The sequence below is a fragment of the Lelliottia sp. SL45 genome (assembly GCF_026672535.1).
Classification (GTDB): Bacteria; Pseudomonadota; Gammaproteobacteria; order Enterobacterales; family Enterobacteriaceae; genus Enterobacter; species Enterobacter nimipressuralis.
The window spans coordinates 1,886,021-1,912,923 of record NZ_JAPPRH010000003.1 but is presented as its reverse complement, the minus strand read 5'-3'; the positions used below and the strand labels follow the sequence as shown (position 1 = coordinate 1,912,923).

General features: G+C 53.0%; 31 protein-coding genes, 1 pseudogene and 1 other annotated feature. Of the genes and pseudogenes, 20 read left to right on the top strand and 12 right to left on the bottom strand.

Annotated features, from left to right (window positions below):
• Positions 1-6: 6 nt before the first annotated feature.
• The 3 genes from astE (at position 7) to ves (ending at position 2,652) form a co-directional block, all read left to right on the top strand.
• Positions 7-972 (top strand): succinylglutamate desuccinylase, encoded by a 966-nt coding sequence (gene astE / locus OVA10_RS15310; protein ID WP_268196257.1) that lies wholly within the window; start codon positions 7-9, stop codon positions 970-972.
• 327 nt (positions 973-1,299) lie between these two features.
• Positions 1,300-1,788: an ATP-independent periplasmic protein-refolding chaperone Spy gene (spy, locus tag OVA10_RS15305; RefSeq protein WP_123429060.1), complete on the top strand. Its 489-nt coding sequence runs from the start codon at positions 1,300-1,302 to the stop codon at positions 1,786-1,788.
• A 297-nt stretch (positions 1,789-2,085) separates the two neighbouring features.
• A complete protein-coding gene (gene ves / locus OVA10_RS15300; protein ID WP_123429059.1) occupies positions 2,086-2,652 on the top strand; it encodes an environmental stress-induced protein Ves in 567 nt (188 codons plus the stop codon).
• On the opposite strand, the gene cho is transcribed toward ves, so the two are convergent.
• On the bottom strand, positions 2,621-3,526 hold the full coding sequence (gene cho / locus OVA10_RS15295) for an excinuclease Cho (RefSeq protein WP_100780895.1): 906 nt from the start codon (positions 3,524-3,526) through the stop codon (positions 2,621-2,623). The two genes, ves and cho, sit on opposite strands and share 32 nt — an antisense overlap.
• Positions 3,527-3,660: 134 nt before the next feature.
• Positions 3,661-4,488, bottom strand: coding sequence for an ammonia-dependent NAD(+) synthetase (nadE, locus tag OVA10_RS15290; protein WP_100780499.1), 828 nt, complete (start codon positions 4,486-4,488; stop codon positions 3,661-3,663).
• A gap of 231 nt (positions 4,489-4,719) precedes the next feature.
• Here nadE and osmE point away from each other — a divergent pair, with 231 nt between their 5' ends.
• The 7 genes and pseudogenes from osmE to chbG all read left to right on the top strand — a co-directional run bounded on the left by osmE (position 4,720) and on the right by chbG (position 10,556).
• Positions 4,720-5,064, top strand: coding sequence for an osmotically-inducible lipoprotein OsmE (gene osmE, locus OVA10_RS15285; RefSeq protein ID WP_100780498.1), 345 nt, complete (start codon positions 4,720-4,722; stop codon positions 5,062-5,064).
• Positions 5,065-5,323: 259 nt separating this feature from the next.
• Positions 5,324-5,644, top strand: a complete 321-nt coding sequence (gene chbB, locus OVA10_RS15280) for a PTS N,N'-diacetylchitobiose transporter subunit IIB (protein ID WP_100780497.1) — start codon at positions 5,324-5,326, stop codon at positions 5,642-5,644.
• Between the two features lie 79 nt (positions 5,645-5,723).
• Positions 5,724-7,082: a PTS N,N'-diacetylchitobiose transporter subunit IIC gene (gene chbC / locus OVA10_RS15275; RefSeq protein ID WP_100780496.1), complete on the top strand. Its 1,359-nt coding sequence runs from the start codon at positions 5,724-5,726 to the stop codon at positions 7,080-7,082.
• 45 nt (positions 7,083-7,127) lie between these two features.
• Positions 7,128-7,475 carry a PTS N,N'-diacetylchitobiose transporter subunit IIA gene (gene chbA, locus OVA10_RS15270; RefSeq protein WP_100780495.1) on the top strand — a complete coding sequence of 116 codons (348 nt, stop codon included), beginning with the start codon at positions 7,128-7,130 and terminating at the stop codon, positions 7,473-7,475.
• Positions 7,476-7,487: 12 nt separating this feature from the next.
• Positions 7,488-8,321, top strand: a pseudogene (gene chbR / locus OVA10_RS15265) (transcriptional regulator ChbR); the annotation flags it as partial.
• A 115-nt stretch (positions 8,322-8,436) separates the two neighbouring features.
• Positions 8,437-9,786 (top strand): 6-phospho-beta-glucosidase, encoded by a 1,350-nt coding sequence (locus tag OVA10_RS15260; RefSeq protein WP_123429056.1) that lies wholly within the window; start codon positions 8,437-8,439, stop codon positions 9,784-9,786.
• An 11-nt stretch (positions 9,787-9,797) separates the two neighbouring features.
• Positions 9,798-10,556: a chitin disaccharide deacetylase gene (chbG, locus tag OVA10_RS15255; RefSeq protein ID WP_268196256.1), complete on the top strand. Its 759-nt coding sequence runs from the start codon at positions 9,798-9,800 to the stop codon at positions 10,554-10,556.
• A 37-nt stretch (positions 10,557-10,593) separates the two neighbouring features.
• Here the strand turns inward: chbG and katE are convergent, their stop codons facing one another.
• The gene (gene katE, locus OVA10_RS15250; protein ID WP_268196255.1) at positions 10,594-12,855 is read right to left on the bottom strand and encodes a catalase HPII; all 2,262 of its coding nucleotides are present in this window, start codon (positions 12,853-12,855) and stop codon (positions 10,594-10,596) included.
• Between the two features lie 221 nt (positions 12,856-13,076).
• Here katE and cedA point away from each other — a divergent pair, with 221 nt between their 5' ends.
• Positions 13,077-13,313 carry a cell division activator CedA gene (cedA, locus tag OVA10_RS15245; protein WP_123429053.1) on the top strand — a complete coding sequence of 79 codons (237 nt, stop codon included), beginning with the start codon at positions 13,077-13,079 and terminating at the stop codon, positions 13,311-13,313.
• A 56-nt stretch (positions 13,314-13,369) separates the two neighbouring features.
• On the opposite strand, the gene OVA10_RS15240 is transcribed toward cedA, so the two are convergent.
• The 4 genes from OVA10_RS15240 to hxpB all read right to left on the bottom strand — a co-directional run bounded on the left by OVA10_RS15240 (position 13,370) and on the right by hxpB (position 17,151).
• The gene (locus OVA10_RS15240) at positions 13,370-14,761 is read right to left on the bottom strand and encodes an L-cystine transporter (protein WP_100780489.1); all 1,392 of its coding nucleotides are present in this window, start codon (positions 14,759-14,761) and stop codon (positions 13,370-13,372) included.
• Between the two features lie 127 nt (positions 14,762-14,888).
• A complete protein-coding gene (locus OVA10_RS15235; RefSeq protein ID WP_100780488.1) occupies positions 14,889-15,479 on the bottom strand; it encodes a metal-dependent hydrolase in 591 nt (196 codons plus the stop codon).
• A gap of 94 nt (positions 15,480-15,573) precedes the next feature.
• Positions 15,574-16,335 carry a 2-dehydro-3-deoxy-D-gluconate 5-dehydrogenase KduD gene (gene kduD / locus OVA10_RS15230; RefSeq protein ID WP_248859994.1) on the bottom strand — a complete coding sequence of 254 codons (762 nt, stop codon included), beginning with the start codon at positions 16,333-16,335 and terminating at the stop codon, positions 15,574-15,576.
• 147 nt (positions 16,336-16,482) lie between these two features.
• Positions 16,483-17,151, bottom strand: a complete 669-nt coding sequence (hxpB, locus tag OVA10_RS15225; protein WP_123429051.1) for a hexitol phosphatase HxpB — start codon at positions 17,149-17,151, stop codon at positions 16,483-16,485.
• Positions 17,152-17,298: 147 nt separating this feature from the next.
• Here hxpB and OVA10_RS15220 point away from each other — a divergent pair, with 147 nt between their 5' ends.
• Positions 17,299-17,835 carry a YniB family protein gene (locus tag OVA10_RS15220; protein ID WP_123429050.1) on the top strand — a complete coding sequence of 179 codons (537 nt, stop codon included), beginning with the start codon at positions 17,299-17,301 and terminating at the stop codon, positions 17,833-17,835.
• Between the two features lie 36 nt (positions 17,836-17,871).
• Here the strand turns inward: OVA10_RS15220 and OVA10_RS15215 are convergent, their stop codons facing one another.
• From OVA10_RS15215 to pfkB, 3 genes are all read right to left on the bottom strand, one after another.
• Complete coding sequence (locus OVA10_RS15215; RefSeq protein WP_107703791.1) at positions 17,872-18,732, bottom strand: fructosamine kinase family protein; 861 nt, start codon at positions 18,730-18,732, stop codon at positions 17,872-17,874.
• Between the two features lie 105 nt (positions 18,733-18,837).
• Positions 18,838-19,128: a type V toxin-antitoxin system endoribonuclease antitoxin GhoS gene (gene ghoS, locus OVA10_RS15210; RefSeq protein WP_268196254.1), complete on the bottom strand. Its 291-nt coding sequence runs from the start codon at positions 19,126-19,128 to the stop codon at positions 18,838-18,840.
• A 99-nt stretch (positions 19,129-19,227) separates the two neighbouring features.
• On the bottom strand, positions 19,228-20,160 hold the full coding sequence (gene pfkB, locus OVA10_RS15205) for a 6-phosphofructokinase II (RefSeq protein WP_268196253.1): 933 nt from the start codon (positions 20,158-20,160) through the stop codon (positions 19,228-19,230).
• Positions 20,161-20,453: 293 nt separating this feature from the next.
• Here pfkB and OVA10_RS15200 point away from each other — a divergent pair, with 293 nt between their 5' ends.
• Together OVA10_RS15200 and OVA10_RS15195 are read left to right on the top strand one after the other, a co-directional pair.
• Positions 20,454-21,212, top strand: a complete 759-nt coding sequence (locus OVA10_RS15200) for a DUF481 domain-containing protein (RefSeq protein ID WP_100780481.1) — start codon at positions 20,454-20,456, stop codon at positions 21,210-21,212.
• Positions 21,213-21,478: 266 nt separating this feature from the next.
• Complete coding sequence (locus OVA10_RS15195) at positions 21,479-21,712, top strand: hypothetical protein (protein ID WP_100780480.1); 234 nt, start codon at positions 21,479-21,481, stop codon at positions 21,710-21,712.
• 197 nt (positions 21,713-21,909) lie between these two features.
• On the opposite strand, the gene yniD is transcribed toward OVA10_RS15195, so the two are convergent.
• Together yniD and yncL are read right to left on the bottom strand one after the other, a co-directional pair.
• Positions 21,910-22,020 (bottom strand): small membrane protein YniD, encoded by a 111-nt coding sequence (yniD, locus tag OVA10_RS15190; RefSeq protein WP_100780479.1) that lies wholly within the window; start codon positions 22,018-22,020, stop codon positions 21,910-21,912.
• A 68-nt stretch (positions 22,021-22,088) separates the two neighbouring features.
• Positions 22,089-22,181 (bottom strand): stress response membrane protein YncL, encoded by a 93-nt coding sequence (gene yncL, locus OVA10_RS15185; RefSeq protein WP_102103511.1) that lies wholly within the window; start codon positions 22,179-22,181, stop codon positions 22,089-22,091.
• A 314-nt stretch (positions 22,182-22,495) separates the two neighbouring features.
• Between yncL and thrS the strand changes: the two genes are divergently transcribed.
• The 6 genes from thrS (at position 22,496) to pheS (ending at position 26,898) form a co-directional block, all read left to right on the top strand.
• Complete coding sequence (gene thrS / locus OVA10_RS15180) at positions 22,496-24,424, top strand: threonine--tRNA ligase (protein ID WP_100780477.1); 1,929 nt, start codon at positions 22,496-22,498, stop codon at positions 24,422-24,424.
• A gap of 3 nt (positions 24,425-24,427) precedes the next feature.
• Positions 24,428-24,970, top strand: a complete 543-nt coding sequence (gene infC, locus OVA10_RS15175) for a translation initiation factor IF-3 (RefSeq protein ID WP_071818735.1) — start codon at positions 24,428-24,430, stop codon at positions 24,968-24,970.
• A 96-nt stretch (positions 24,971-25,066) separates the two neighbouring features.
• Entirely contained in the window at positions 25,067-25,264 is a 198-nt protein-coding gene (rpmI, locus tag OVA10_RS15170) for a 50S ribosomal protein L35 (protein WP_001124225.1), read from the top strand.
• 54 nt (positions 25,265-25,318) lie between these two features.
• Complete coding sequence (gene rplT / locus OVA10_RS15165) at positions 25,319-25,675, top strand: 50S ribosomal protein L20 (protein ID WP_012017122.1); 357 nt, start codon at positions 25,319-25,321, stop codon at positions 25,673-25,675.
• 75 nt (positions 25,676-25,750) lie between these two features.
• Positions 25,751-25,874: a sequence feature (Phe leader region), on the top strand.
• The gene (pheM, locus tag OVA10_RS15160; protein ID WP_001386830.1) at positions 25,756-25,800 is read left to right on the top strand and encodes a pheST operon leader peptide PheM; all 45 of its coding nucleotides are present in this window, start codon (positions 25,756-25,758) and stop codon (positions 25,798-25,800) included. Its footprint overlaps the feature before it by 45 nt.
• Before the next feature lie 40 nt (positions 25,875-25,914).
• The gene (gene pheS / locus OVA10_RS15155) at positions 25,915-26,898 is read left to right on the top strand and encodes a phenylalanine--tRNA ligase subunit alpha (RefSeq protein WP_100780476.1); all 984 of its coding nucleotides are present in this window, start codon (positions 25,915-25,917) and stop codon (positions 26,896-26,898) included.
• Positions 26,899-26,903 lie beyond the last annotated feature (5 nt).

The following is a 26,903-nucleotide window of genomic DNA, read 5'->3' as shown; positions in this document are numbered from 1 at the left end:
GAGAGCATGGAGAATTTACTGGCGCTGACGCTGGCCGATGAAACACCCGCTGAAAAAGAGGGGGAAGGGGCGTCGTTTCACTGGAAATGGCATGGGCGCGGGCTGCTGGAACTGACCCCGTTTGACGAGAGCGGCCGCGCGCTGGTGCTCTCGGCAGGTGTTCACGGCAACGAAACCGCACCGGTGGAGATTGTCGATCTGCTGATCCGCGCGCTGTATCACGGGGATATTTCCCTGCGCTGCCGAGTGCTCGTGGTGCTCGGGAACCCTGCGGCGCTGGCGCACAACAAACGCTATCTGGAGAGTGATATCAACCGGATGTTTGGCGGTCGCGCGGCGCAGTTTGCACCCTGTGAGGAGACGGCACGCGTGCCGGTGCTGGAAAACGCCGTCAGGGAATTCTATGCGACAGCCGGCCCGGACCGCTGGCATCTGGATCTGCACACTGCTATTCGGGCGTCGTATCACGTGCGCTTTGGCGTGTTGCCCCAGCGCGAACAGCCCTGGGATGAACGGTTCCTGCAATGGCTGGGCGATGCAGGACTCGAAGCGCTGGTGTTCCATCAGTCGCCGGGCGGCACCTTTACCCATTTCACCTGTGAGCATTTCGGCGCGCTGGCCTGCACGCTGGAGCTGGGCAAAGCGCTGCCGTTTGGCCATAACGATCTGACGCGATTTGCCCCGACGCATCTGGCGCTGCGGGCGCTGCTCGCGGGCGTTGAGCCTGAGCCGCATACCGAAGCGGTTGAGCGCTATCGGGTGGTGCAGCAAATCACCCGTCGCAGCGACGCGTTTCGGCTGCACATGGCGGCGCATACTCTAAACTTCACGCCGTTCCGCCAGGGGATTTTGCTGGCAGAAGATGGCGATGAGCGCTACGAGGTGCAGAAAACGACGGAGTACGTGCTGTTCCCCAATCCGTCTGTGGCCTTTGGTTTGCGGGCGGGATTGATGCTAGAAAAAATAGGCTGAGCCATAATTTCCCGCGTCTGACAGGGGGGCGGGAAATTATCTATTATGGCGATCGCGTAAAGTTTACAGATTATTCCTGGATACCTGCTTTATTATTAATCTCCAGTTCGCTATACTCTTTCACAATCTCTTTAAAATCAGATAATTGAATATTTTTGTTTCAACTCTCCACGCTTTATCCTTAATTCCTCCACATTTGGTTATAAATTGTTTTTTACACTTTCATTGTTTTACCGTTGCTCTGACTAATTGACGATAAACCCCGTAAAGTTAATCTCGTCAACACGGCATAGCGCCGAAGAATAACTGAAAGTAAGGAAAACAATTATGCGTAAATTAACTGCACTGTTTGTTGCTTCTACCCTGGCTCTGGGCGCTACCAGCATGGCGTTCGCTGCGGATACCGCGACCACGACCGCAGCACCTGCTGAAGGCAAGATGATGCATCACAAAGGCAAGCCGGGTATGCATCACGACATGATGTTTAAAGACCTGAACCTGACGGATGCACAGAAACAGCAAGTGCGTGACATCATGAAAAGTCAGCGCGACCAGATGAAACGTCCGCCGCTGGAAGAACGCCGCGCAATGCATGACATCATTGCCAGCGACAGCTTCGATAAAGCGAAAGCCGAAGCGCAGATCGACAAAATGGCCGAGCAGCACAAAGCCGGTATGCTGGCCCGCATGGAAACTCAGAACAAGATCTACAACATTCTGACCCCGGAACAGAAAAAGCAATTTAATGCCAATTTTGAGAAGCGTCTGACAGAACGTCCGGCGCCAGAAGGTAAAATGGCTCCGCCTGCTGAATAACAGCACAACATATTAAGACCGCCGGAAACCTGTTCACAAAAGCGCATTCGCTGTGGACAGGTCCGGCGGTTTTTTCTTTCACACCCTCTTGTCTCGCGCTGCCATCACGGTATGCTCCTGTAGTCGGTTCAGAGAATGCTTAACAGAGTCAGGGCGTTAGAGTTTTTTTCACCATGAGCCTAAGGCCCCTTTGCATTGCTGCCGATAATACGTCTGTGATTACCTAACGATAACAATCAAGACAGCGACGCTATTGATATTGTCGCTCTGGTGCGATTGCGCCTTTCAGGAGTGGTGATGGAGTTTTTTGATATCCGCAAAATGCCGGTGAATCTCTGGCGTAATGGCGCGGGTGAAACCCGTGAGATTTGTTGCTTTCCCACTGCGACCCGTGATTTTCACTGGCGCGCCAGTATTGCTTCTATCGCCAGCAACGGCGAATTCTCTCTCTTTCCCGGCGTCGATCGGGTGATTACCCTGATTGAGGGCGGCGAAGTGACCCTCGATGCGGGCCAGACCTTTTGCCATACCCTGAAGCGTCACCAGCCATTCAGTTTTGCGGGCGACCATCCGGTGAAGGCGAAGCTCACGGAAGGGCAGATGTCGATGGATTTCAATATCATGACGAAGCGCGATCGCTGCAAGGCCAACGTGCGGGTGGCGGATCGTACCTTTACCACCTTCGCCTCGCGCGGCGGTGTGGTGTTCGTTCTGAGCGGTGCCTGGCAGTTGGGTGACAAATTCCTCACCGCCGATCAGGGCGCCAGCTGGCAGGATGGCATTCACACCCTGCGCTTACTGGAATCAGAAGGAACGCTGCTGTTCAGTGAGATTACGTGGCTGCCGGGTCACTCAGTTCAATGATTTCATACTGCCCGGAGAGCAGCGGCTTACAGAGAATTTTGTAGCCGTCCTGATCAAACCCGGCAGGCGTGCGCAGCAGGGCCGCGGCGTCGTTTAACGTGTCGACGGCCCCCAGCCACAGCCAGTTGTGAATAATGTGGTAGTGGGTGATGGCGTTGCTGGTCTCTTTCAGCGCAATGGCGCCTTGCCACGGCCAGCAGGTTACGCTGATCGCCGCCAGCCCGGCCTTTAATCTCATCTGATGATCTTCCACACTCTCCTTGCCGCAGCACGCCCCGGCGCAGCGTTTCAGCGCGGAACGAAAACAGGCGCGCCCGCGCGTAAGCGACTCCAGACCTAATAACCCGTAGCAAAGTTTCTCTGCATCAGCGAGAGATTGCAGCGCCTGCAACGCCGCACGGCGGTTGGCAAACAGGCCGTATAAATTCGGCGCGTGGGAGAAATCAATCTCACGGGCGTAAACCACCTGCGGTTTGCCGTCGGTGATTTGCAGCGAGCACAGCTGGCGGTTGCGGCGCAGGCGTTTATTGAACAGCGGCTGCTGTTCTTTGATCAACCGGGCTTCGAGCAGCAGCGCGCCCAGCTCCCCGGCGGTTTGCGTCCAGGTGATGCGCCGCGACTGGCGCAGCATCGCGGCCTCGTCGGGCGTGCGTAAATGCGATAACACCCGGCTGCGGATATTGACGCTTTTACCGATATAGAGCGGCATCGCTTCGCTTTCGCCATGAAAGAAATAGACGCCAGGCTGTTTCGGCAGTGCCTCAAGCCAGGGGCGAAGATGTTCGGGATATTCGTAGATAGCCCCCGCTTCAAATTCAAGACGCGGGGCAGATTGACGCCTGCTCACAAAAGACTCCTGATACTGTTCAGGCATACAGTGTAGCAAAGAGTGAGTGGTTAAAAAAGAGGCGGCTTCGTCTGGCGGGCTGTGTGCGTAGGGCTTACGGCCATCGCAGGGATAAAAACAGCCGGGTAAGCGTAGCGCCACCCGGCAATGCGCTTGGGGAATCAGCGTTTCCAGAAGTCGTCGAAGATGGTAATCGGCGTGCGTCGCTTGTGCTCGGTTTTCAGATACCAGCCTTCAATAGTGCGGGCGATACTCTCATCAAGCGTTTTGCCTTCCAGATAATCGTCGATATTGTCGTACGTCACTCCCAGCGCCGCTTCATCCGGCAGGGAAGGGCGATCGTCTTCCAGATCGGCGGTCGGCGCTTTCTTATAGAGGTGCTCCGGGCAGCCCAGCGCGGCAAGAAGTTGCTTACCCTGGCGTTTATTGAGGCGGAAAATCGGGTTGATATCGGTACCGCCATCGCCGTATTTTGTGAAGAAACCGGTGACCGCTTCCGCCGCATGATCGGTGCCGACCACCACGCCTTTGGTCATACCGGCGATGCTGTACTGGGCTTTCATGCGCTCGCGGGCTTTTTCGTTGCCGCGAATGAAATCGCTCAGCTCAATGCCGGCCTCGCGCAGCGCCTGTTCGCTGGCTAATACCGCGCCTTTGATGTTCACGGTGAGCACGCGATCGGGCTGGATAAAGGAGATTGCATCCTGGCAATCCTGCTCGTCGGCCTGAACGCCATAAGGCAGGCGCACGGCGATAAACTGCAGCGCGTCGTCACCCGTTTCCTGACGTAATTCTGAGATCGCCTGCTGGCACAGTTTACCGGTCAGGGTAGAGTCCTGACCGCCGCTGATGCCAAGTACCAGTGACTTCAGGAACGGATACGTTTTCAGATAGGATTTCAAAAAATCGACGCTGCGGCGGATTTCTTGATGAGCATCTATCGCAGGCGTTACGCCAAGCGCATGAATAATCTCTTGTTGCAGAGCCATTACGCCCTCCATTAGCAAAAACGAAGCAGAATGAGTATCCGTTAAAACTAACCCTTTGGGCGTAAAACGACAAGGATCACAGTTTCGAGTGAGGCAAATTGCGACGATTTAGCAGGTTATCGTTGTTTTATTAGAATTTTCCGAAAAACATCCCGCTTCGCAGACAAAGTTGAAGAATCGAATTTTTTATCCCATGCTTAGATAACACGCTGATAAACAAGAGGACGGAAAATGAACAAGAATGTAGCGGGAATTTTAAGTGCAGCGGCGGTATTGACTATGCTGGCGGGCTGTACAGCTTACGATCGTACAACCGATCAGTTCACACAGCCGGTAGTTAAAGATGTGAAGAAAGGGATGAGCCGTGCGCAGGTAGCGCAGGTGGCTGGCAAACCTTCTTCCGAAGTCACTATGATCCACGCACGTGGGACCTGCCAGACCTATATTCTGGGTCAACGTGATGGTAAAGCAGAGACCTACTTTGTGGCTCTGGACGATACAGGACACGTGATCAACTCAGGTTATCAGACCTGTGCTGAGTACGACACCGACCCACAGGCACCTAAGGCGCAATAACCTGCTTGCCTGAGCGATGTAACAAACCGGCCAATGTGCCGGTTTTTTTATGCCTGCAATAATCTTATTTCTTTGCGCGAATTATTTGCCTAAACTGTGAGGGCAGTCAAAACGACAGGTCAAGGAGAGACAATTGTGACTCGTGCTGAATTATCCGCTCCCTATGCCTTGCCGTATACTCCATTCAATGACAAACAACAGTAACACTCACCAGCGGGCTGAAGGGCGATGGTGAGGGTCATACAAGAGGGAAGTTGCTATGGAAAAGAAACATATCTACCTGTTCTGCTCTGCGGGCATGTCAACGTCACTACTGGTTTCCAAGATGCGTGCGCAGGCAGAAAAGTATGAAGTTCCTGTCGTTATCGAAGCGTTTCCCGAAACGCTGGCAGGCGAAAAAGGTCAGGCCGCGGACGTGATTTTACTGGGTCCACAGATTGCGTATATGTTGCCAGAAATCCAGCGTTTATTACCGAACAAACCTGTAGAAGTGATCGATTCTGTGCTGTACGGCAAAATTGATGGTTTAGGTGTACTTAAAGCTGCAGTCGCCTCAATTAAAAAAGCTGCCGCTAATTAAAATTTAAATTTTTCCCGTCAAAGAGTTATTTCACACACTTACGCCGCAATATTTGTTGCGGCATTTAAGGGTAATTTCTATGAGTCAAGTTATTAGCTCTCTTGAAAAGGTACTCCTTCCTTTTGCTGTTAAAATAGGAAAGCAGCCCCACATTAATGCGATTAAAAATGGCTTTATTAAATTAATGCCATTGACCCTGGCCGGCGCCATGTTCGTATTAATTAATAACGTCTTTTTAAGTTTTGGCGAAGGCTCGTTTTTCTATTCTATGGGCATTCGGTTAGACGCTTCCACCATTGAAACCCTGAATGGCTTTAAAGCCATCGGCGGCAACGTGTACAACGGTACGTTGGGCATTATGTCGCTGATGGCGCCTTTTTTCATTGGTTCTGCGTTAGCGGAAGAGCGTAAAGTCGACCCAATGGCAGCCGGTCTGCTGGCGGTGGCGGCCTTTATGACTGTAACACCTTACAGCGTTGGTGAAGCCTATGCCGTCGGTGCAAACTGGCTGGGCGGTCAGAATATTATTTCCGGGATGGTGATTGGCCTGATCGTGGCGGAAATGTTCACCTTCGTGATTCGTCGCAACTGGGTCATTACCCTGCCAGATAGCGTGCCGTCTTCCGTATCGCGCTCTTTCTCGGCATTAATCCCAGGCTTCCTGATCCTGTCCATTTTCGGTGTGCTCTCCTGGCTGCTGGCCAACCACGGCAGCAACTTCCACCAGATCATCATGGACTCTATCTCCACGCCGCTGGCATCAATGGGCAGCGTAGTGGGCTGGGCTTACGTTATCTTTAACTCCCTGCTGTGGTTCTTCGGCGTGCACGGCTCACTGGCGCTCACCGCGCTGGATAACGGCATCATGACCCCATGGGCGCTGGAAAACATCGCACTGTATAACCAGTACGGTTCCGTAGAAGCGGCGATTGCTGCCGGTAAAGAGTTCCACTTCTGGGCGAAACCGATGCTGGATTCCTACATCCTGCTGGGTGGTTCAGGGGCGACGCTCGGTCTGATTATCGCTATCTTCATCGGCTCACGTCGCGCGGATCATCGTCAGGTAGCGAAACTGGCACTGCCATCAGGTATCTTCCAGATTAACGAACCGATTCTGTTTGGTTTGCCAATCATCATGAACCCGGTCATGTTTATCCCGTTCGTTCTGATTCAGCCGATTCTGGCCGCCATTACCCTGGCCGCTTACTCGATGGGTATTATCCCGCCGGTAACGAACCTGGCACCGTGGACGATGCCAACCGGTCTTGGCGCCTTCTTCAACAGTAACGGCAGTATCGCCGCACTCTGCGTGGCACTGTTCAACCTGGGTGTATCGACGCTGGTTTACCTGCCATTCGTGGCGGTGTCGAACAAGGCTCAGGCGGTCATTGATGAGCAAGAAAGCGAAGAAGACATCGCTAACGCACTGAAATTCTAAGAGGTCCGGCGCGGGGAAACCCGCGCCTGTAAAAGGAGATAAATGATGTTTGATTTGGATACTATCGTGGCAGACGAGGCCGTTGAGAACGATCTTGAAGAAGTAGTGATGGGGCTTATCATTAACTCCGGACAGGCACGCAGCCTGGCGTACGGCGCACTCAAACAAGCCAAGCAGGGCGATTTCGCCGCAGCGAAACGCATGATGGATCAGTCGCGCACGGCGCTGAACGAAGCACACCTGGTACAAACTAAGCTGATTGAAGGCGACCAGGGAGAAGGTAAAATGAAGGTGAGTCTGGTGCTGGTTCACGCCCAGGATCATTTGATGACCTCAATGCTGGCTCGCGAGCTGGTTGCTGAGCTCATTGAGCTTCACGAGAAAATGCAATAAGTCAGGCCGCCGGAGGTAAACACGATGGAAATTAAAACCGCACTTGAGCAGCAACTGTTTAACGGCAAGAATTTTCACGTGGTTATCTACAACAAAACGGAAAGCGTGAGCGGTCTGCATCAGCATGACTACTACGAGTTCACGATTGTTCTGACCGGGCGCTACTACCAGGAGATCAACGGCAAGCGCGTGCTGCTGGAGCGCGGCGACTTTGTCTTTCTGCCGATGGGGTCGTATCACCAGAGCTTTTATGAATTCGGGGCGACGCGCATTCTGAACGTCGGTGTGAGCAGACGTTTCTTCGAGAAACACTACTTACCCCTGGTGCCATTCTGCTTCGTGGCATCGCAGGTGTATCGCATTAAAAACGAGTTTATGACCTGGATCGAAACGGTTATCGCCTCGCTGAACTTCCGGGACAGCGAATTCGATGAGTTTATTGAAACGGTCACGTTTTATGTGATGAACCGCCTGCGCCACCATCGCGATGAGCAGCAGGTGATCGATGATATTCCGCAGTGGCTGCGGACTACCGTAGAGTTAATGCACGACAAACATCAGTTTGGCGATAATGCGCTGGAGAACATGATTGCCCTGTCGGGTAAATCGCAGGAATATCTCACCCGCGCCACCCAGCGTTATTACCAAAAAACACCGGTGCAAATCATTAACGGTATTCGTATTAATTTCGCCAAAAAGCAGCTGGAAATAACCAATTATTCGGTCACCGATATTGCTTATGAATCGGGTTACAGTAGCCCGAGCCTGTTTATTAAAACCTTTAAGAAATTCACTTCATTCACGCCTAACAGCTACCGTAAAAATTTAACGGTAATGAATAATTAATTGACTCACGGCGAAGTAGCTCGCCAGGAATATTGACTTAAACGCTTGCCCAAAATAGCGGGAATGCCACGCTATACTTTGCAGGCGGTTAACCTGATACGCTAAGGGAGATATTATGCAAAAGAAATTGAAAGTCGTAACCATCGGCGGCGGCAGCAGTTATACCCCGGAATTGCTCGAAGGTTTTCTGAAACGTTATCATGAACTGCCGGTCAGCGAATTATGGCTGGTGGATGTGGAAGAAGGGCAGGAGAAACTCGATATTATTTTCGAGCTGTGCCAGCGCATGGTGCAGAAAGCCGGTGTCCCGTTAACCGTACATAAAACGTTAGATCGTCGTCAGGCGCTGAAAGATGCCGACTTCGTGACCACCCAGCTGCGCGTGGGCCAGCTGAAAGCCCGCGAACTGGATGAGCGTATTCCGCTGAGCCACGGTTATCTGGGGCAGGAAACCAACGGTGCGGGCGGTCTGTTTAAAGGCCTGCGCACCATTCCGGTGATTTTTGACATCATCAAAGATGTGGAAGAGATCTGCCCGCAGGCGTGGGTGATCAACTTCACCAACCCGGCCGGGATGGTCACGGAAGCGGTTTATCGCCACACCGGATTCAAACGGTTCATCGGCGTGTGCAACATTCCGATTGGCATGAAAATGTTTATCCGCGATGTGCTGAAATTGACCGACAGCGACGATCTCTCCATCGATCTGTTCGGCCTGAACCACATGGTCTTTATCAAAGATGTGATCGTCAACGGAGAGTCACGCTTTGCCGAACTGCTGGACGGCGTGGCCTCGGGCCGACTGACCGCCGGCTCGGTGAAAAACATCTTCGATCTGCCGTTCAGCGAAGGGCTGATTCGCTCCCTGAATTTGCTGCCATGCTCGTATCTGCTCTACTACTTCAAGCAGAAAGAGATGCTGGCCATCGAAATGGGCGAGTATTATAAAGGCGGGGCTCGCGCGCAGGTCGTGCAGAAAGTCGAAAAACAGCTCTTTGATTTGTATAAAGATCCTCATCTTAACGTCAAACCGAAAGAGCTTGAGCAGCGCGGCGGGGCGTATTACTCCGATGCGGCCTGTGAAGTCATTAACGCCATTTACAATGACAAACAGGCTGAGCATTACGTGAACGTGCCGCACCACGGGCATATCGACAACATCCCGGCAGACTGGGCGGTTGAAATGACCTGTATTCTTGGGCGCGACGGGGCGAAACCGCACTCTCGCATCACCCATTTCGACGACAAAGTGATGGGCCTGATTCACACCATCAAAGGTTTCGAAATCGCAGCCAGCCATGCGGCGCTGAGCGGGGAATTTAACGACGTGTTGCTGGCCCTGAACCTGAGTCCGCTGGTCCACTCCGACCGCGACGCAGAATCCCTGGCCCGCGAAATGATTCTCGCCCATGAAAAATGGCTGCCAAACTTTGCGGCCACGGCTGAGAAGCTTAAACAACGCTGAGAGGAACAGAGATGGAAAATCTGTTGATCGTGAATGCCGATGATTTTGGACTCTCCAAAGGGCAAAACTACGGCATCATCGAAGCCTGTCGCCACGGGGTGGTCACATCGACCACCGCGCTGGTCAACGGCGAGGCGATTGAACATGCCGCAGCGTTAAGCCGCGATCTGCCGAAGCTGGGCGTAGGGATGCATTTCGTGCTGACGCTCGGGATGCCGCTCTCACCCATGCCGGGGCTAACGCGCGACGGGGTGCTGGGGAAATGGATTTGGGAGATGGCGGAGCAGGGCGCGCTGCCGCTCGACGAAATCGCCCGCGAACTGGATTGTCAGTTCAATCGCTTCGTCGATCTCTTTGGCCGCGAACCGACGCACCTCGACAGCCATCATCATGTGCATATGATCCCGGCGATTTTCCCGTTGGTGGCCGAATTTGCGGCGCGTAAAGGTGTGGCGATGCGTGTGGACCGTCAGGTGCTGGCCCTGCACGATTTGCCGCTCGGCCGTGCGCCGACTACCGAGGGTTTCAGCAGCGAGTTCTATGGCGATGCGATCAGCGAAGCGCTGCTGTTGCAGGTACTGGATGGCTCGGCTTCGCGCGGTGAACGTTCGCTGGAGATCATGACGCACCCGGCGTTTGTCGATAATACGGTGCACAAAAGCGCCTATTGCTGGCCGCGTCTGGCGGAACTGGATGTGCTGACGTCGCCCTCGCTGAAGTATGCGATTGCGGAACGTGGGTATCGTTTAGGGACATTTAGCGATTTGTAAAAATAGCCGGGTAGGCATCAGCCTACCCGGTAGTTTGTTATGCCGGAATCGCTGAAATTTTAGCGCTTCGTGACCACACCCGGTGCGCCGCCATCAGATCGAACAGCTGATCCATAAACGGTGCGCCGACTTTATCTCCCTCGACAATCCCTTCCTCACCTTTTTCTGCCACTTTCAGCAGCGATTTAAACTGACGCGCATCGCCCGCCAGCGCGACAGGTTTCAGGTGTTTATAGGCCTCCAGCAGATAGTAGGCCGCATCGCCATTGGTGAGCAGGCTCTTAATATCGCCGCCCGGCACAATCACGGCATCCACGGTGAGGGACGGTGATCCGGCGAACGTCGCGGCGACGGGCAGGACAGAGCCATCGTCAGCCTTCACTTCGCCCATGCGGGAGTAGAGCAGTTTCGCGTGCACGCCTTTCGACTTCAGCGCTTTCAGGATCGCCAGCACATCTTTGGCGATGGGTTTGTCGTTAAGCAGTACCGCCACCACGCGGCCCTTAATCGTTCCGCCCGGCACCGCATACAGGCTCAGGGAGGCATCTTTTTTCAGGCCGTTAACCTCTTTCGGCGGCGCCGTATTGCGCTGCTCATCGGTGAGGGTTAGCCCTAAATTATCCGCCACGCCCTGGGCGAGCTTAATGTCGATATGCGCCAGGTGATCGACCACCCGTTCACGAATGTATTCACGCACCACTTTGCTTAACTCAAAGCTAAAGCTGCCGATGATATGTTCCTGCTCAACGGGCGTCTGACTGTTCCAGAACAGGCGAGGATGGGCGTAATACTCGGCAAACGATGGACTGCGCTCGCGGATTTTGGTCCCTTCCACCCGCTCCTGATAGGACTCGAAGCCACCGCGTTTTGGCCCTGGCGGGGTTTCGCGCGGCCAGTTGTCGTTGATCGAGTTCGGTTCATAGTTCGCCGGGTTGGTGTCGATATCCTGGCGGTGCATCCCGTCGCGCTGGAAGTTATGGTAAGGACAGGTCGGGCGGTTAATCGGAATTTCGTGGAAGTTCGGCCCACCGAGACGGCTGATTTGCGTGTCGGTATAGGAGAACAAACGCCCCTGCAGCAGAGGATCGTTGGTGAAATCCAGCCCTGGGACGATATGCCCTGGATGGAACGCCACCTGTTCGTTTTCCGCAAAGAAGTTATCCGGATTGCGGTTGAGCACCATTTTGCCCACCAGCTGCACGGGCACCAATTCTTCGGGGATCAGTTTGGTAGGGTCGAGCAGATCAAAATCAAACTTGAACTCATCCTCTTCCGGAATCAGCTGTAGCCCCAGTTCGTATTCCGGGAAATCGCCCGCTTCGATGGCTTCCCACAGTTCACGACGATGGAAATCGGGATCGCGCCCGGTCAGCTTTTGCGCTTCGTCCCACACCAGAGAGGCTTTACCCGCTACCGGCTTCCAGTGGAAACGTACGAACGTTGCTTTGCCTTCGGCGTTAATCAGGCGGAAGGTGTGAATGCCGAAGCCTTCCATGGTGCGGTAGCTGCGGGGGATACCGCGATCGGACATCGCCCAAATCACGTTGTGCAGGGTTTCCGGCTGGAGCGAAACATAGTCCCAGAAGGTGTCGTGGGCACTTTGCCCCTGCGGAATAGCCCAGTGCGGCTCAGGTTTGACCGCATGGACGAAGTCCGGGAACTTGTGGGCGTCCTGAATGAAGAACACCGGGGTATTGTTGCCGACAAGGTCAAAAATACCTTCTTCAGTATAGAATTTGGTGGCGAAACCACGGATATCGCGCACGGTGTCGGCTGAACCGGCGCCGCCCTGTACCGTGGAGAATCGCACGAAGACCGGGGTCACTTTATCCGGGTCGGAGAGGAAATCCGCTTTGGTAATATCGCTCAGGTTTTTGTAGGGCTGGAAATAGCCATGGGCGGCAGAACCGCGGGCGTGAACGATACGTTCCGGGATTCGCTCGTGGTCAAAGTGGGTGATTTTCTCCCGCAGGATAAAATCTTCCAGTAGGGTCGGGCCACGGCTTCCTGCACGCAGGGAGTTCTGGTCATCGGCGATGCGCACGCCCTGATTGGTGGTGAGCGGGAAACTCTCGCCGCCTTTGCGATGCGGCTCCAGTGAATGCAGTTTTTCGTTGCCCGTATCCGGGGATTTGAGGCTACCCGGCGCGGTAGGTTGCTCTCCTGGGGCTGACGGCGACGGCGAAGGGCGATGGGAGCCATCTTCCGGGGCCAGCGAGTCCATACCGGGTTTTGATTCTTCGTCGCCATGGATCGGTGACTGATGATGTTTATCGGTCTTGTCTTTTTGATGCGACATTGCACTCGTCTCCTGGGTTTCATTGCTGAAATACGGTCGTTGTGGCGAAAAGCCCCATTAACTATAGAACAATGTGACAAACAACCTGCCAGACTGAGACTTTTCGGGTTAAAGGCACCGCGAGAGCGGGCATACCGCATCCAAAGCGCGACGCGTCAGGGGGGAATCGGCTATGATAGGAATTTCCTGCTTCCAGAATTTGCTTTAGTGAACCAGTGCTTATGAAACCATTTCGTCAACAAAACCGTCGTGTCATCAGCTACGTACCCCGCGTCGAACCAGCGCCGCCAGACCATGCCCTGAAAGTGGATGGTTTTCGCGACGTCTGGCAGCTGCGGGGAAAATACGTGGCCTTTGTCCTGATGGGGGAGCATTTTCGCCGTTCCCCGACGTTTACGGTTCCGGAATCGGCCCAGCGCTGGGCCATGCAAATCCGCCAGGATGGGGATATTGAGTAAACGCACCCAATAAAAAAACCGCCAGAGGCGGTTTTTTTATTGGGTGCGGTAAACGATTAACGATGCGCCAGTTCGGCGTTCTCATCGCTATCGAGGACAGCTTTGTCGGTCTGCTTCAGCCACTGGCTGGTGAGCGTCCCGGCAGTCATAGAACCGTTGACATTGAGCGCGGTACGGCCCATGTCGATCAGCGGTTCGACGGAGATCAGCAGCGCGACCAGCGTCACCGGCAGGCCCATCGCAGGCAGCACGATCAGCGCGGCGAAGGTGGCACCACCGCCAACACCGGCCACACCGGCGGAGCTTACGGTGACAATACCGACCAGCGTTGCAATCCACATTGGGTCGAGCGGGTTAATCCCGACGGTAGGAGCAACCATGACGGCCAGCATTGCCGGGTACAGACCCGCACAGCCGTTCTGACCAATGGTCGCGCCAAATGAGGCGGAGAAGCTGGCGATTGACTCTGGTACACCCAGACGACGGGTCTGCGCTTCAACGTTCAGCGGAATAGACGCGGCGCTGGAGCGGCTGGTGAAGGCAAACGTCAGCACCGGCCACACTTTGCGGAAGAATTTCAGTGGGCTAACACCGTTCACACCCAGCAGAATGCCGTGGACGACAAACATGATCATCAGGCCGAGGTAAGAAGCGACCACGAAGCTGCCCAGTTTGATGATGTCCTGCAGGTTAGAACCGGCAACCACTTTGGTCATCAGAGCCAGCACACCGTACGGCGTCAGCTGCATAACCAGACGCACCAGCTTCATCACCCAGCTCTGCAGGGTGTCGATGGCGGTCAGTACGCGCTGGCCTTTTGGCGCATCGTCTTTCAGCAGTTTCAGCGCGGCCACACCCAGGAAGGCAGCAAAAATCACGACGCTAATAATGGACGTCGGATTTGCGCCTGTCAGGTCGGCAAACGGGTTTTTCGGCACGAAGGAGAGCAGCAGCTGAGGCACGCTCAGATCGGCCACTTTACCGGCGTAGTTGGTCTGAATAGCGGCCAGGCGCGCGGTTTCCGCGGTGCCCTGTACCAGACCTTCTGCAGTCAGGCCAAACAGATTGGTGACCAGCACACCGACCAGCGCGGAAATAAGCGTGGTGAACAGCAGAGTGCCGATAGTCAGGAAGCTGATTTTACCCAGCTGAGAGGCGTTATGCAGACGGGCAACCGCGCTCAGAATAGAGGCGAAGACCAGCGGCATGACGATCATTTGCAGCAGCTGTACATAGCCGTTACCGACCACGTTAAACCACTGAATAGAATCTTTCAGAACCGGGTTATCAGAGCCGTAGATCGCCTGCAGTGCCAGACCAAATACCACACCCATTCCCAGACCGACGAGTACTTTTTTTGCCAGACTCCACTGCTTGTGACGCGTCTGCGCCAGCAGCAATAGCAAGACAACGAACACCACAATGTTCGCGATAAGTGGAAAATTCATCCCCGTTCTCCTGATTTATAATCCGACCGGTATATTCCGATCATGTTGGCGCAAGATTATCAGAAGTGTGATGTGGCGCTTATATCCAAATGGAATGGATTATGACAAATGCAACTATTTTGTCTGTTTATTGTTCAATCTGGTGATGAATAAAGCGATTGAACTGAAATTGCAGGGAATTGATCATGTGTGAAGACCAGCGAACTGCACCATTTTCGGGCAGGGTCTGAGGCATCCAGACGGAATAGGCGAAGAGCGCCATGCACAAGACGCGCTCCAGCTGGTTGCCTTTTTGCGGGGCCAGAATCGGAAAACGGAAACGCCAGCGGCAGGGCCAGAGCAGCGGAACGCCGGCGGGGGTTAACATATCGGCCAGAATATGGCTTAGGTAGCCGAGCACCATCCCCTGAATCGCGTCGGCGGGAACAATCCAGCTTTCGGGGATCTTAAGATAGAAAAAGGTCAGCAGAATAAAGACCGCCAGCAGGCTATGGGTGAACCCGCGATGACCGAAGGCTCTGGCGATGGGTTTGGCGATCCATTTCAGGCGCTGGCCGAGAAATGACTTGGGATGATCAATATCTGGCAGTAAACAGGTGAGGACCGCAGAAGGAACAATATGCCACCAGTCGCCCTGTGCCAGAACAGGTGTAAGCTCAGCGTTTTTGGCAAACACTGCGCAGGCAATAGAAAAAAGGAGGTGGCCTTCCGCCGTCATGATAAAACCCACGAAACTGTCAATTCATACAGTATAGGGTTTTTGTACAGTAGGCGGAAGAGGTTACGGTGTAACTCTTTGTCACAAACTGGCGCTAGCGCGCCAGCCAACCCCCATCGACGGCGAGCGTATAGCCATTGATATAGTCAGAGGCGTTTGAGGCAAGGAAAACCACCGGGCCTTGCAGGTCTTCAGGATTTCCCCAGCGCGCAGCAGGGATACGATCCAGAATCTCTTTACTGCGCTGGTCGTCGTCACGTAACTCTTGGGTATTGTTGGTCGCCATGTACCCCGGTGCAATCGCATTGACATTGATCCCGTGCGCTGCCCACTCGTTTGCCAGCAGGCGCGTAATCCCTACTACACCGCTTTTCGAGGAGGTATAAGACGGGACGCGGATCCCGCCCTGGAAGGAGAGCATCGAGGCGATATTCACAATTTTGCCGCCTTCGCCCTGAGCAATAAACTGACGCGCAACCGCCTGAGAGAGGAAAAAGACCGATTTCAGGTTCAGGTTCATTACGTCATCCCAGTTTTTTTCGCTGAATGACAGGGCATCTTCCCGACGGATGGTTCCGGCGTTGTTGACCAGAATATCGACACGGCCCATTTCGGCGACCGCTTTTGTCACAATCGTTTCAATCGCGTCCTTCTGGCTAAGATCGGCCTGAATCGCCATAAAGCGGCGGCCCAGGGCTTTGACTTTTTTTGCGGTCTCTTCGGGGATTTTACGGTTCACCCCCACGATGTCACATCCCGCCTGCGCCAGTCCCAGCGTCATTCCCTGGCCTAAACCGGTATCGCAGCCGGTGACGATGGCTACTTTTCCCGCCAGATTAAAGGCATCCAGTATCATATCAACCTCAGAGTGTAGGGTTATTGTCATTCTGAAGATAAGAATAGGAGCCGCTGGCAGGAATTACAAATAAAAATGAAATGATGTTTCAAAAATATTATGGTGGTCATGTTTTCGGGCAACAGGGCGTTGCCCGAACCTAAGGGATTACCCGCGCAAATGCTCTGCGGTCAAATCGGCAAGGGTGGCCAGTTTGACGTCCGCCAGTGCAAAGCGTGGATCGTGCTGGCCTTCTTCGGCAGGGACCACAATGGAGCGCATACGGGCTGCTTTCGAGGCAATCATGCCGTTAACAGAATCTTCCAGCGCCACGCACGCGAGTGTGTCGACGCCCAGTTTTGCAGCGCAGTCCATATAAACCTGCGGATGGGGCTTGCTGTAGGGCAGTTTTTCCGCCGAGGCCAGCGCGTCGAAGCTGTCGCGCAGGTCGAACATCTCCAGCACTTTTTCCAGCATGTGCAGCGGTGATGCGGACGCCAGGCCCACTTTCAGGCCCTGAGCTTTACACAATGCGACGGCTTCGCGCGCGCCCGGCAGCAGGGGGCGGCTCTCTTCAACGAGGGTGATGGCGCGGGTGATAATGCGGTCGGTGACGTCCTGACGGCTTGGGCCATTCCACGGCTGGTGGGCAAACCACAGCTCAACAACCATATCAATGCGCAGCCCCAGCGTATCCGGCAGCTCGTTACGGCGGCTAATATCCACGCCAATGCTGGCCATAACATCCAGTTCGGCACGATCCCAAAGCGGTTCGGAATCGATTAACAATCCATCCATATCGAAAATGGCAGCAACAATCTGGCGAGGGGTCGTCATAACGCTATCTCCATTCATACGTTTTCAGCATAAAGTCACTCTAAAGTTAAGCAGCAATTTAGCATAATTGGCCTTAAAGAACGGGCGAAATTCGTAAGCAGAAGGTAAACTTAGGCTCTAAGTGAGCGTCTTACTGAAGGGGAACTGATGACGTATCAACAAGCTGGACGCATCGCGGTGCTAAAACGTATTGCCGGATGGGTAATTTTTATTCCGGCGGTGATTTCCACGCTAATCTCCGTGCTGAAATTCATGTACGAGCACAGCGAAAAGCAGGCAGGTATCAATGCGGTTATGCTTGATTTTGCTCATGTTATGATTGAGATGATGCGCTTTAACACGCCATTTCTTAACTTCTTCTGGTACAACTCGCCGACGCCCGATTTTCACCAAAGCCTGAACATCGCGTTCTGGATAATCTTTGCGCTGATCTTTATCGCGCTCGCCCTGCAGGCCTCTGGCGCACGAATGAGCCGTCAGACGCGTTTTTTGCGTGAAGGGGTGGAAGATCAGCTGATACTGGAACAGGCGAAGGGCACTGAAGGGCTGACCCGCGAGCAGATTGAATCGCGAATCGTGGTTCCGCATCACACCATTTTGCTGCAGATTTTCCCGCTATACGTACTGCCGGTGATTATCATCGTCTGCGGTTACTTCTTCTTCTCGTTACTCGGTTTTCTGTAACGCGCTGCGGGTGGCCCTGGCCACCCGTATACGCTGTTACGCCGCTAAAACACGCTCCAGCGCACGTTGCGCATTCACCAGATGTTCACCGCCAAACAATATCGCACGGTTCAACAGGGTATAGAGCTGGTAGAGAGGCTGTCTTTCGAGGAAGCCTGACGGCAGAGGCGAAACGGACTGATAGCCGTCGTAGATTTGCGGAGGCTGTTCCGGATGCAGCGGCAGCATAGCCAGATCGCATTCACGGTCGCCCCAGTAGCAGGCAGGATCAAAGATATAAGGCCCGTTCGGCCCCAGCGCACAGTTTTCTGACCACAGATCGCCATGTAACAGCGACGGTTGCGGCTGGTGAGAAGCCAGGCGCTGCTGGACATGCTCCACAATCGCATCAATATTGCCAAACTCGAGCCCTTTCTCCGCCGCAAGCTCCAGCTGCCAGCCGATGCGCTGCTCGGCAAAGAAGGTGGACCAGCGACGCTGCCAGGCGTTGGGCTGAGGGGTCGTCGACAGGTCATTGTCAAAATCGAGACCAAACTGTGGCTGATCGCTCCACTGATGCAGGCGGGCAATCTGTTGACCTAATAAAAAGGCGTTGTGCGCGTCCAGCGGACGGGCAGGGAGATAATCCATCACCAGAAAGCTGTAATCGCGATCGCTGCCCAGCGCCCAGACCTGCGGCACGGAGACGGTTTTGCTGCGCGACAGTAATTCCAGCTGATCGGCTTCGGCGGTGAAGATGGGAAGCAATTCCCGTTCATCACATTTCACGAAGAAATCGCGTCCCGCGAAGCGCAGATGCCATGCAGCGTGGATCTCACCGCCTGGCAGCTCGTTACGCTGCTCGATCTCCCCGTCGCCCAGTTGCTCGTTTAAAAGATGACTGATAGCCTGCCACATGATGATTCTCCCATGTTGTCCGCCAGATCATAAAGTTAGCGCATAAACGCTGTTCAATAATACGAGCTAACGCACACCTGAGCCGTCAGGATCACTTTAGGGCATTTATTGTTCTCTTTTTTGCCACTCTTCCCAGGTTTTCACGTCGATGTCTGCTTGTTTACCGATCGCACTCTCAATCAGACCGTTTGCCAGCGCTTTCACTTCATCAACGCTGAGGGGACTGATCAGCCCGAATGTATTCGTGCCCAGATCGTGGACGTTGCCTTCGTCATCCGTCAGCGTCAGCAGGAAGCCGCCACGCGTCAGGTGGTTAGTGATCTCGTTGAGTTCTGTCAGCGAGTCTTCATGAAATTTGATGGTCACGACGTAGCGGGTGATGTCACCACTGCTCATATTTCACCTCTTTGTTATCTTGAAAGTTTTCTTAGCATAGCCGATCGCGCCAGTTTGGCGACTTAATGCGCTTCCCTCCGTTATGGAGGGAAGCCATTTTTAGCTCTGGGAAAGGTAATTCACGATTTTTTGCGTGTCTTCGAGGGAGCACAGGCGCGTGCCGTGATTAATGGTGGCCGCGCTACCCGCCGCGACGCCGTAGCGCGTCATCTCCAGCAGCGATGCGCCTTGCGCCAGTTTTAAGGTCATCGCACCGACCATACTGTCACCGGCACCGACGGTGCTCTGGCTTTTCATCGGCGGTGGAACGACCTGCACCGAACCGGTTTCATCGACGGCGAGGGCACCCTGCGGCCCCAATGAGACCACCACGCGATGCGCTTTCCCGCTGCGCACCAGCTCCTGGGCGGCGGAGCGAACATCATCGGGCTGCGTTAACGGGCGCTTGACCAGCGCGCTCAACTCTTTTTGGTTCGGTTTGATCAGTTCCAGACCGCCGGACTCCAGAGCGGCAGTCAGTGCATCGCCCGAACTGTCGACGATGCAGCGCAGGCCTTTTTCTTTCGCCGCGCGTATCAGCTGGGTCAGTTTTTCACATTGCACGCCAGGGGGCAGGCTGCCGCTAATCACCAGCAGGGCACCGCTTTCAATGGCGAGCACTTTCTGTTCCAGCTGGCGGAATTCATCGTCATCCAGCATGGCGCCGGGCATGACGAAACGGTACTGCTCGCCGCTGGATTCGACGTGGACATGCAGGTTCTGACGCGTCCAGTCTTTTGCGTCGACGGTATCGACGGCCACCTGTTCATCCGCCAGCAGCGCCACCAGATGTTCACCGGTGGCACCGCCCGCCGGGAAGATCGCCGTGGCTTGACCACCAAGATGGGTAATGGCGCGCGCCACATTAATCCCCCCGCCGCCAGGCTCGAAGACGGGCGTGCTACAGCGGAGTTTACCTTCAGGATAAATCTGCGGCGTGAGGGTGGCGCTGTCGAGGGAAGGGGAGAGCGTCAGTGTATAAATCTTGACCATTGTGACCTCCTTTTAGCATTGGCTCAGGTAAGCATGGCACAAAAGGCGAGAAGGGAAAGTAAATAACAGTATGATTTTAAATATAAATGTTTAGACGTTCTGTGCGTTTTTAATATGAATTAATTAACGATTTGAGATCGTTCTTATTCAAAAAATGAAATAAGAAATCATTGCTATGTTATATGAGCCTTTTTATAATTTGTTACCTTTCTATGGATGCCTTGTCATTGATCCTCAAGAAAGTTTCCGAGACCGTGATGGTCTCTTTTTTTGTTGTACGGACTCCTTTATAAATGAAGCTCTTGAAGACAGTACCTGCCGCATTGATGCTGGCGGGTGGCGTGTTTGCCTCGATGTACGCAGCCGCTGACGATACCGTTTTTACTGTCATGGATGACCCATCCACTGCGCAGAAACCGTTTGAAGGTAACCTTAACGCGGGCTATCTGGCGCAATCAGGTAACACCAAAAGCTCCTCCCTGACCGCAGACACCACGATGACCTGGTACGGCAATACCACCGCCTGGTCCCTGTGGGGTAACGCCAGTAACACCTCATCTAATGACGAGCGCTCCTCTGAGAAATATGCAGTGGGTGGCCGTAGCCGTTACAACATGACGGATTATGACTATCTTTTCGGCCAGGCAAGCTGGTTAACTGACCGCTACAATGGCTATCGCCAGCGTGACGTCTTCACTGCGGGTTATGGTCGTCAGTTCCTGAATGGCCCGGTCCACAGCTTCCGTTTTGAATTCGGTCCGGGTGTACGTTACGACGAGTACACTGACGGCGATACCAAAACGCAGCCGCTGGGTTATGCATCCGGCACTTATGCCTGGCAGTTCACCGATAACGCTAAATTTACCCAGGGCGTCTCCGTGTTTGGGGCTGATGATACGACACTGAACTCTGAAACCGCGCTGAACGTGGCGATCAACGAACACTTTGGTTTAAAAGTGGCGTACAACGTGACCTGGAACTCGGAGCCACCGGCTTCCGCACCAGAACATACCGATCGCAGAACGACCGTTTCTTTAGGCTATAAAATGTAATATTCGCGGGCCGATATATTATCGGCCCGTATTTTTATTTTAACAAAGCGTGCTATTAAATATTGAACAGCGTTTTAAATTAATACCTCCGCGTTATTCTCCATAATTTCTTCATAATTCCCCTCGGCGATATACATTCAATTTATTTGACACGATTTGATAAATAAATTGACTAGGCAAAAGTGTGATCCAGATCTACACTGTGAGTACAGGCATTAATTGCCTCACGTTGTACTGCATTAATTCAGATATAGAGAAGAATCATTATGAATAAAATCAAAAATGCTGCAGCAGCAATGGTGCTTTCCGCACTGTCATTTGGTGTATTTGCTGCTGATTCAGTAACCCAACCTGCCAGTGACACCACCAATCAAATCGGTATCACCCGCGCTTCTGATGTTGAAGCGGGTTCTAACATCGCGCCGGGCTCTCAGTCTACCGGTCAGTCAATGAATGACGCCTTTGATGTGCACAAACTGGTTGCGGGTGAGTGGTCTTAATATTATTGGATCACACCAGCAGTGAAAAAACCGGATGATGATGTACCGGTTTTTCGCATTATGCGAACCTGAAAATTATTTTATGTCGGAAACAGCGCTTACAGGCGAATGGACAATATTGCTGTCATATTAATAAATGCCGCACCACTGCATGTTACTCACTACACGTCACTAACGTGAATTAATACCCCAGCACACTACACGCCCCAGATCATTGCTGCCCAGCGTAATAAAAGCATCGCACCGCAGATGGCGATTAATACCACCACCATTTTCCAGTGTTTTTGTGCAAAGCGTTTTGTTGGCATAACCCGTTCCCTCGTCAGTTGATAACGTGAGTCTATCAAAAGCTGTTATGCAGTGTCAGCCTTGGGGGTCAAAACCAGTGAAACTTATCAGCCAGGATCATGACCAGCGCCGCTGCTGAAACAATATTCAGTACCACTACAGTTCTACTGGAAACATTCATGTAACGCCCCTTACGTTGTCAGGACCAGTTCAAGATTAGCTCAGCAAAACGGGATTGCGAGCGCTACCCCCTAAAACTCATACAAATGTATGAGAGACATCAATCTGGTCGCAGAGGGTGCATTCACCCTTTTTTTAGTGTTACCATCAGGGTGCAGAACGTAAATCAGCCTTTGTCTGATTCGTCACTGTTCCAGACTGCGAGCCAATTTGACGATTGTTGGTCAGATGGTGTTGCAATCTATTGATAAAATACGATTATTTTCTTTGTATATGCTCTTATGTGTGGGGCATCACTGCAAATAAGGATATAAAATGCCTGTAATTACTCTTCCTGATGGCAGCCAACGCCATTACGACCACGCCGTTAGCCCGATGGATGTTGCCCTGGACATTGGTCCTGGACTCGCAAAAGCGACCATCGCTGGCCGTGTTAATGGTGAACTGGTTGATGCCTCCGATCTGATTGAAAACGACGCTCAGCTCTCCATCATTACTGCGAAGAACGATGAAGGTCTTGAGATCATTCGTCACTCTTGTGCACACCTGTTAGGCCATGCCATCAAACAGCTCTGGCCAAACACCAAAATGGCGATCGGCCCGGTGATCGACAACGGCTTCTATTATGACGTTGACCTTGACCACACCCTGACCCAGGAAGATATCGACGCGCTCGAAAAACGTATGCACGAGCTCGCCGAGACCAACTACGATGTCATCAAGAAAAAAGTCAGCTGGCACGAAGCGCGTGAAACCTTCGTGAAGCGTGGCGAGAACTATAAAGTTTCTATTCTTGATGAGAACATCGCGCATGATGACAAGCCTGGCTTGTATCATCACGAAGAATACGTCGACATGTGCCGTGGACCGCACGTGCCGAACATGCGTTTCTGTCATCACTTCAAACTGATGAAAACCGCTGGCGCTTACTGGCGCGGCGACAGCAACAACAAGATGTTGCAGCGTATTTATGGTACCGCGTGGGCAGATAAGAAGGCCCTGAGCGCCTACCTGCAGCGTCTGGAAGAGGCCGCAAAACGCGACCACCGTAAAATCGGTAAGCAGCTCGACCTGTATCATATGCAGGAAGAAGCGCCGGGTATGGTCTTCTGGCATAACGACGGCTGGACTATCTTCCGTGAGCTGGAAACTTTCGTGCGCTCCAAGCTGAAAGAGTACCAGTATCAGGAAGTGAAAGGCCCGTTCATGATGGACCGTGTACTGTGGGAAAAAACAGGCCACTGGGACAACTACAAAGATGCGATGTTCACCACCTCTTCTGAGAACCGTGAATACTGCATCAAGCCAATGAACTGCCCGGGCCACGTTCAGATCTTCAACCAGGGTCTGAAATCCTACCGCGATCTGCCGCTGCGTATGGCGGAGTTCGGTAGCTGCCATCGTAATGAGCCATCAGGCGCACTGCATGGTCTGATGCGTGTTCGTGGCTTTACTCAGGATGATGCGCACATTTTCTGTACCGAAGATCAGGTGCGTGATGAAGTCAACGCCTGTATTCGTATGGTCTACGATATGTATAGCACCTTTGGCTTCGAGAAAATCGTCGTCAAACTCTCAACTCGTCCGGAAAAACGTATCGGTAGCGACGAGACCTGGGATCGTGCAGAGGCGGATCTGGCAGTTGCGCTGGAAGAGAACAATATCCCGTTTGAGTATCAGGTGGGTGAAGGCGCATTCTACGGTCCGAAAATTGAATTTACACTGTATGACTGCCTCGATCGCGCATGGCAGTGCGGAACAGTCCAGCTGGACTTCTCCTTGCCGCAGCGTTTAAGCGCCTCCTATGTGGGCGAAGACAACGAGCGTCAGGTGCCGGTAATGATTCACCGTGCAATTCTTGGGTCTATCGAACGCTTTATCGGCATTCTGACTGAAGAGTTTGCAGGCTTCTTCCCAACCTGGCTCGCGCCGGTGCAGGTCGTGGTCATGAATATCACCGATTCTCAGGCCGATTACGTTAAAGAATTGACGCAGAAACTGCAAAATGCGGGCATTCGCGTAAAAGCGGACTTGAGAAATGAGAAGATTGGCTTTAAAATCCGCGAGCACACTTTACGTCGGGTACCTTACATGTTGGTCTGTGGTGATAAAGAGGTGGAAGCAGGCAAAGTTGCCGTTCGCACCCGCCGTGGTAAAGACCTGGGTAGCCTGGACGTAAGTGAAGTGATTGAGAAGCTGCGACAAGAGATTCGCAGCCGCAGTCTTCAACAACTGGAGGAATAAGGTATTAAAGGCGGAAAACGAGTTCAAACGGCGCGCCCGAATCGTATCAACAGCGAAATTCGCGCGCAAGAAGTTCGCTTAACAGGTCTGGAAGGCGAGCAGCTTGGTATTGTGAGTCTGAGAGAAGCTCTGGAAAAAGCTGAAGAATCCGGAGTAGACTTGGTCGAAATCAGCCCTAACGCCGAGCCGCCAGTTTGTCGTATCATGGATTACGGCAAATTCCTCTATGAAAAGAGCAAGTCTTCTAAGGAACAGAAGAAAAAGCAAAAAGTTATTCAGGTTAAGGAAATTAAATTCCGACCTGGCACCGACGATGGCGATTACCAGGTAAAACTCCGCAGCCTGGTACGCTTTCTGGAAGAGGGTGATAAAGCTAAGATCACGCTGCGTTTCCGCGGTCGTGAGATGGCTCACCAGCAGATCGGTATGGAAGTGCTTAATCGCGTCCGTGACGATCTGAGTGAACTGGCAGTGGTCGAATCCTTCCCATCGAAGATCGAAGGCCGCCAGATGATCATGGTGCTCGCTCCTAAGAAGAAACAGTAAGGCCTTCAAGTAGCAATTCCTGTGGAGCCTACGGGCTTCGCAGGTTTTGTTCGCCTATGTTTCGTTTATTAACAATGCGAAGTGGAAGTTATTAAAATGCCAAAAATTAAGACCGTACGCGGTGCTGCTAAGCGCTTCAAAAAAACCGGTAAAGGTGGTTTTAAGCACAAGCACGCTAACCTGCGTCACATTCTGACTAAAAAAGCTACCAAGCGTAAACGTCACCTGCGTCCTAAAGCCATGGTTTCCAAAGGCGATCTGGGCCTGGTAATCGCGTGCCTGCCGTACGCATAAGTCGTAAACGTTTATTAACCTTTTTTAACTTAGAATAGATACAGGAGAGCACATATGGCTCGCGTAAAACGTGGTGTAGTTGCCCGTGCACGTCACAAGAAAATTTTGAAACAAGCTAAAGGCTACTACGGTGCGCGTTCTCGCGTATACCGCGTTGCCTTCCAGGCTGTTATCAAAGCTGGTCAGTATGCTTACCGTGACCGTCGTCAACGTAAGCGTCAGTTCCGTCAACTGTGGATTGCGCGTATCAACGCAGCAGCACGTCAGAACGGTATTTCTTACAGCAAATTCATCAACGGCCTGAAAAAAGCCTCTGTTGAAATCGACCGTAAGATCCTGGCTGACATCGCAGTATTCGACAAATTAGCGTTCACCGCTCTGGTCGAAAAAGCGAAAGCAGCACTGGCATAAGCCAGTTGAGAGAGGGGGCTTTGCTCCCTCTTTCATTTCCCCCCCCTTCGGGATGAATGAACACATAAGGTAACGCAAGCATGAATGCTGCTATTTTCCGCTTCTTCTTTTACTTTAGCACCTGAATTCAGGGGGCTTGCGCGTGAAAGATGAAACGAAAAACAGCGCCAGAAAGCCTCCTGATGGAGGCTTTTTTTGTTTCTACCGCTTATGAATATCGCCACATAACGAGGAAAACCATGTCACATCTCGCAGAGCTGGTTGCCAGTGCAACGGCAGCCATTAATCAGGCCTCAGATGTTGCCGCATTAGACAATGTCCGCGTCGAATATCTGGGCAAGAAAGGGCATCTGACCCTGCAAATGACCACCCTGCGTGAATTGCCGCCAGAAGAGCGCCCGGCAGCGGGTGCGGTGATTAACGAAGCCAAAGAGCAGGTTCAACAGGCACTGAATGCGCGCAAATACGATTTAGAAAGCGCCGCGCTGAATGCCCGTCTGGCCGAAGAGACCATTGACGTCTCCCTGCCGGGTCGTCGCATTGAGAATGGCGGTCTGCACCCGGTCACGCGCACCATCGACCGCATTGAAAGTTTCTTCGGTGAGCTCGGCTTTACCGTGGCGACTGGCCCGGAAATCGAAGATGACTACCATAACTTCGATGCCCTGAATATTCCTGGCCATCATCCGGCACGTGCTGACCACGACACTTTCTGGTTTGATGCCACCCGTCTGCTGCGCACCCAGACCTCTGGCGTGCAGATCCGCACGATGAAAGAGCAAGAGCCGCCGATCCGCATTATCGCGCCGGGCCGCGTCTATCGTAACGATTACGACCAGACGCACACCCCGATGTTCCATCAGATGGAAGGCTTGATCGTTGATAAGAACATCAGCTTTACCAACCTGAAAGGCACGCTGCACGACTTCCTGCGTAACTTCTTTGAAGAAGATCTGCAGATTCGTTTCCGTCCGTCCTACTTCCCGTTCACCGAACCTTCTGCTGAAGTGGACGTGATGGGTAAAAACGGCAAATGGCTCGAAGTGCTTGGCTGCGGCATGGTCCATCCAAACGTCCTGCGTAATGTCGGTATCGATCCGGAAGTCTATTCCGGCTTCGCCTTCGGTATGGGCATGGAGCGTCTGACCATGCTGCGTTACGGCGTGACCGATTTGCGCGCATTCTTCGAAAACGATCTGCGTTTCCTCAAACAGTTTAAATAAGGGCA

Excerpts from the sequence above, each read along its gene's own strand:
- cedA (WP_123429053.1), top strand. The coding sequence starts at position 13,077 with ATGAAACCATTTCGTCAACAAAACCGTCGTGTCATCAGCTACGTACCC.
- OVA10_RS15260 (WP_123429056.1), top strand. The coding sequence starts at position 8,437 with ATGCAAAAGAAATTGAAAGTCGTAACCATCGGCGGCGGCAGCAGTTAT.
- ves (WP_123429059.1), top strand. The coding sequence starts at position 2,086 with ATGGAGTTTTTTGATATCCGCAAAATGCCGGTGAATCTCTGGCGTAAT.
- ghoS (WP_268196254.1), bottom strand. The coding sequence starts at position 19,128 with ATGAGCAGTGGTGACATCACCCGCTACGTCGTGACCATCAAATTTCAT.
- spy (WP_123429060.1), top strand. The coding sequence starts at position 1,300 with ATGCGTAAATTAACTGCACTGTTTGTTGCTTCTACCCTGGCTCTGGGC.
- yncL (WP_102103511.1), bottom strand. The coding sequence starts at position 22,181 with ATGAATGTTTCCAGTAGAACTGTAGTGGTACTGAATATTGTTTCAGCA.
- pfkB (WP_268196253.1), bottom strand. The coding sequence starts at position 20,160 with ATGGTCAAGATTTATACACTGACGCTCTCCCCTTCCCTCGACAGCGCC.
- nadE (WP_100780499.1), bottom strand. The coding sequence starts at position 4,488 with ATGGCTCTGCAACAAGAGATTATTCATGCGCTTGGCGTAACGCCTGCG.
- hxpB (WP_123429051.1), bottom strand. The coding sequence starts at position 17,151 with ATGACGACCCCTCGCCAGATTGTTGCTGCCATTTTCGATATGGATGGA.
- chbG (WP_268196256.1), top strand. The coding sequence starts at position 9,798 with ATGGAAAATCTGTTGATCGTGAATGCCGATGATTTTGGACTCTCCAAA.
- astE (WP_268196257.1), top strand. The coding sequence starts at position 7 with ATGGAGAATTTACTGGCGCTGACGCTGGCCGATGAAACACCCGCTGAA.
- cho (WP_100780895.1), bottom strand. The coding sequence starts at position 3,526 with ATGCCTGAACAGTATCAGGAGTCTTTTGTGAGCAGGCGTCAATCTGCC.
- katE (WP_268196255.1), bottom strand. The coding sequence starts at position 12,855 with ATGTCGCATCAAAAAGACAAGACCGATAAACATCATCAGTCACCGATC.
- chbB (WP_100780497.1), top strand. The coding sequence starts at position 5,324 with ATGGAAAAGAAACATATCTACCTGTTCTGCTCTGCGGGCATGTCAACG.
- kduD (WP_248859994.1), bottom strand. The coding sequence starts at position 16,335 with ATGATACTGGATGCCTTTAATCTGGCGGGAAAAGTAGCCATCGTCACC.
- OVA10_RS15195 (WP_100780480.1), top strand. The coding sequence starts at position 21,479 with ATGAATAAAATCAAAAATGCTGCAGCAGCAATGGTGCTTTCCGCACTG.
- yniD (WP_100780479.1), bottom strand. The coding sequence starts at position 22,020 with ATGCCAACAAAACGCTTTGCACAAAAACACTGGAAAATGGTGGTGGTA.
- OVA10_RS15200 (WP_100780481.1), top strand. The coding sequence starts at position 20,454 with ATGAAGCTCTTGAAGACAGTACCTGCCGCATTGATGCTGGCGGGTGGC.
- chbC (WP_100780496.1), top strand. The coding sequence starts at position 5,724 with ATGAGTCAAGTTATTAGCTCTCTTGAAAAGGTACTCCTTCCTTTTGCT.
- rpmI (WP_001124225.1), top strand. The coding sequence starts at position 25,067 with ATGCCAAAAATTAAGACCGTACGCGGTGCTGCTAAGCGCTTCAAAAAA.
- osmE (WP_100780498.1), top strand. The coding sequence starts at position 4,720 with ATGAACAAGAATGTAGCGGGAATTTTAAGTGCAGCGGCGGTATTGACT.
- OVA10_RS15240 (WP_100780489.1), bottom strand. The coding sequence starts at position 14,761 with ATGAATTTTCCACTTATCGCGAACATTGTGGTGTTCGTTGTCTTGCTA.
- chbA (WP_100780495.1), top strand. The coding sequence starts at position 7,128 with ATGTTTGATTTGGATACTATCGTGGCAGACGAGGCCGTTGAGAACGAT.
- OVA10_RS15235 (WP_100780488.1), bottom strand. The coding sequence starts at position 15,479 with ATGACGGCGGAAGGCCACCTCCTTTTTTCTATTGCCTGCGCAGTGTTT.
- thrS (WP_100780477.1), top strand. The coding sequence starts at position 22,496 with ATGCCTGTAATTACTCTTCCTGATGGCAGCCAACGCCATTACGACCAC.
- OVA10_RS15220 (WP_123429050.1), top strand. The coding sequence starts at position 17,299 with ATGACGTATCAACAAGCTGGACGCATCGCGGTGCTAAAACGTATTGCC.
- rplT (WP_012017122.1), top strand. The coding sequence starts at position 25,319 with ATGGCTCGCGTAAAACGTGGTGTAGTTGCCCGTGCACGTCACAAGAAA.
- pheS (WP_100780476.1), top strand. The coding sequence starts at position 25,915 with ATGTCACATCTCGCAGAGCTGGTTGCCAGTGCAACGGCAGCCATTAAT.
- OVA10_RS15215 (WP_107703791.1), bottom strand. The coding sequence starts at position 18,732 with ATGTGGCAGGCTATCAGTCATCTTTTAAACGAGCAACTGGGCGACGGG.